This is a genomic window from Actinomadura bangladeshensis (assembly GCF_004348335.1).
In the GTDB taxonomy this organism is placed as follows: Bacteria; Actinomycetota; Actinomycetes; order Streptosporangiales; family Streptosporangiaceae; genus Spirillospora; species Spirillospora bangladeshensis.
In genome coordinates, this window is record NZ_SMJW01000453.1 from 1 (window position 1) to 3,163 (window position 3,163).

Sequence of the window (3,163 nt, forward strand, 5' to 3'; positions counted from 1 at the left end):
GCAGCGATTTGGTTTGAACGTTCAGTGTGTTCAAGCCACTCGGCCTATTAGTACCGGTCGACTCCACACGTTACCGCGCTTCCATCTCCGGCCTATCAACCCGGTCGTCTACCGGGGGCCTTACACCCACAAAGGAGTGGGAGAACTCATCTCGAGGAAGGCTTCCCGCTTAGATGCTTTCAGCGGTTATCCCGACCGAACGTAGCCAACCAGCCGTGCCCCTGGCGGGACAACTGGCACACCAGAGGTCCGTCCGTCCCGGTCCTCTCGTACTAGGGACAGACCCTCACAATTCTCCTACGCGCGCAGCGGATAGGGACCGAACTGTCTCGCGACGTTCTAAACCCAGCTCGCGTGCCGCTTTAATGGGCGAACAGCCCAACCCTTGGGACCTACTCCAGCCCCAGGATGCGACGAGCCGACATCGAGGTGCCAAACCATCCCGTCGATATGGACTCTTGGGGAAGATCAGCCTGTTATCCCCGGGGTACCTTTTAGCCGTTGAGCGACACCACTTCCACACGTAGGTGCCGGATCACTAGGCCCTGCTTTCGCACCTGCTCGACACGTCCGTCTCACAGTCAAGCTCCCTTGTGCCCTTGCACTCGCCACCTGATTGCCAACCAGGCTGAGGGAACCTTTGGGCGCCTCCGTTACACTTTAGGAGGCAACCGCCCCAGTTAAACTACCCACCAGGCACTGTCCCCCACCCGGATACACGGGTGCGGGTTAGACGCTCAAAACGACCAGAGTGGTATTTCACCAACGACTCCACCGACACTGGCGTGCCGGCTTCACAGTCTCCCACCTATCCTACACAAGACGCTCCAAGCGCCAATGCCAAGCTGTAGTGAAGGTCCCGGGGTCTTTCCGTCCTGCTGCGCGAAACGAGCATCTTTACTCGTACTGCAATTTCGCCGGGCCTGTGGTTGAGACAGCGGGGAAGTCGTTACGCCATTCGTGCAGGTCGGAACTTACCCGACAAGGAATTTCGCTACCTTAGGATGGTTATAGTTACCACCGCCGTTTACCGGCGCTTAGATTCTCAGCTTCGACACCCGAAAGCGTCTAACCGGTCCTCTTAACGTTCCGGCACCGGGCAGGCGTCAGTCCGTATACAGCGTCTTACGACTTCGCACGGACCTGTGTTTTTAGTAAACAGTCGCTTCCCCCTGGCCTCTGCGACCCCACCCAGCTCCAGAAGCTAGTCCTTTCACCGGGCGTGGTCCCCCTTCTCCCAAAGTTACGGGGGCAATTTGCCGAGTTCCTTAACCACAGTTCACCCGATCGCCTTGGTATTCTCTACCTGACCACCTGAGTCGGTTTAGGGTACGGGCCGCCAGTACACTCGCTAGAGGCTTTTCTCGACAGCATGGGATCACTCACTTCACCTAAAACGGCTCGGCATCACATCTCACCCACATGCGCTACGGATTTGCCTATAGCGCGGGCTACATGCTTACCCCGGGACAACCATCGCCCGGGCTGAGCTACCCTCCTGCGTCACCCCATCACTCACCTACTACCCCCTCGGGTCGACCGCTGCCCGCAAAACAAGCCCGAAGGCTCGAACCGGGATTCGGGGTCTTAGCATCAGAGGGTTCAGCGTTGGCGCATACCAGCGGGTACGGGAATATCAACCCGTTGTCCATCGACTACGCCTGTCGGCCTCGCCTTAGGTCCCGACTTACCCTGGGCGGATTAGCCTGCCCCAGGAACCCTTGGTCATCCGGCGCACACGTTTCTCACGTGTGACTCGCTACTCATGCCTGCATTCTCACTCCCACAGCCTCCACCACTCGATCACTCGGCGGCTTCACCGGCTGCAGGACGCTCCCCTACCCATCACACCCTCACGGATGCAATGCCACGGCTTCGGCGGTGTGCTTGAGCCCCGCTACATTGTCGGCGCGGAATCACTTGACCAGTGAGCTATTACGCACTCTTTCAAGGATGGCTGCTTCTAAGCCAACCTCCTGGTTGTCAGAGCAACTCCACATCCTTTCCCACTTAGCACACGCTTAGGGGCCTTAGCCGATGATCTGGGCTGTTTCCCTCTCGACTACGAAGCTTATCCCCCGCAGTCTCACTGCCACGCTCTCACTTACCGGCATTCGGAGTTTGGCTGACGTCAGTAACCTTGTAGGGCCCATCAGCCATCCAGTAGCTCTACCTCCGGCAAGAAACACGCGACGCTGCACCTAAATGCATTTCGGGGAGAACCAGCTATCACGGAGTTTGATTGGCCTTTCACCCCTAACCACAGGTCATCCCCCAGGTTTTCAACCCTGGTGGGTTCGGGCCTCCACACCGTCTTACCGGCGCTTCACCCTGCCCATGGCTAGATCACCCCGCTTCGGGTCTACAGCATGCGACTCAAACGCCCTATTCAGACTCGCTTTCGCTACGGCTACCCGCCACCGGTTAACCTCGCCACACACCATAACTCGCAGGCTCATTCTTCAAAAGGCACGCCATCACGAAGCAAGGACCAAAGCCCCTGCAGGACGCTCTGACGGCTTGTAGGCACACGGTTTCAGGTACTATTTCACGACCCCTCACCGGGGCACTTTTCACCTTTCCCTCACGGTACTGGTCCGCTATCGGTCATCAGGAAGTATTCAGCCTTACCACGTGGTCGTGGCAGATTCACACGGGATTTCACGGGCCCCGTGCTACTCGGGAACACACCCAAGAGACACCGCAGTTTCGTCTACCGGACTCTCACCGTCTACGGTCGGCCTTCCCATGCCGTTCGACTACCACGATATTTTGTAACTCTCCGACCCAGCGGCAGCTAGATCAAGGCGGTCCCACAACCCCGCACACGCAACGCCTGCCGGCTATCACACGCGCACGGTTTAGGCTAATCCGCTTTCGCTCACCACTACTCACGGAATCACTATTGTTTTCTCTTCCTGCGGGTACTGAGATGTTTCACTTCCCCGCGTTCCCACCAACCTGCCTATACATTCAGCAGGCGGCGACACCCCATGACGAGTGCCAGGTTTCCCCATTCGGAAATCCCCGGATCAAAGTCTGGTTGCCGACTCCCCGAGGCATATCGCAGGCTCCCACGTCCTTCATCGGCTCCTGATGCCAAGGCATCCACCGTATGCCCTTAAAAACTTGAACACACAAAACGATCAAAACAAATCGCAGA

General features: G+C 57.8%; 1 rRNA gene. It reads right to left on the reverse strand.

Annotation, left to right across the window (positions count from 1 at the left end):
* Positions 1–26: 26 nt before the first annotated feature.
* Positions 27–3,135 (reverse strand): 23S ribosomal RNA (locus E1284_RS39690).
* Positions 3,136–3,163 lie beyond the last annotated feature (28 nt).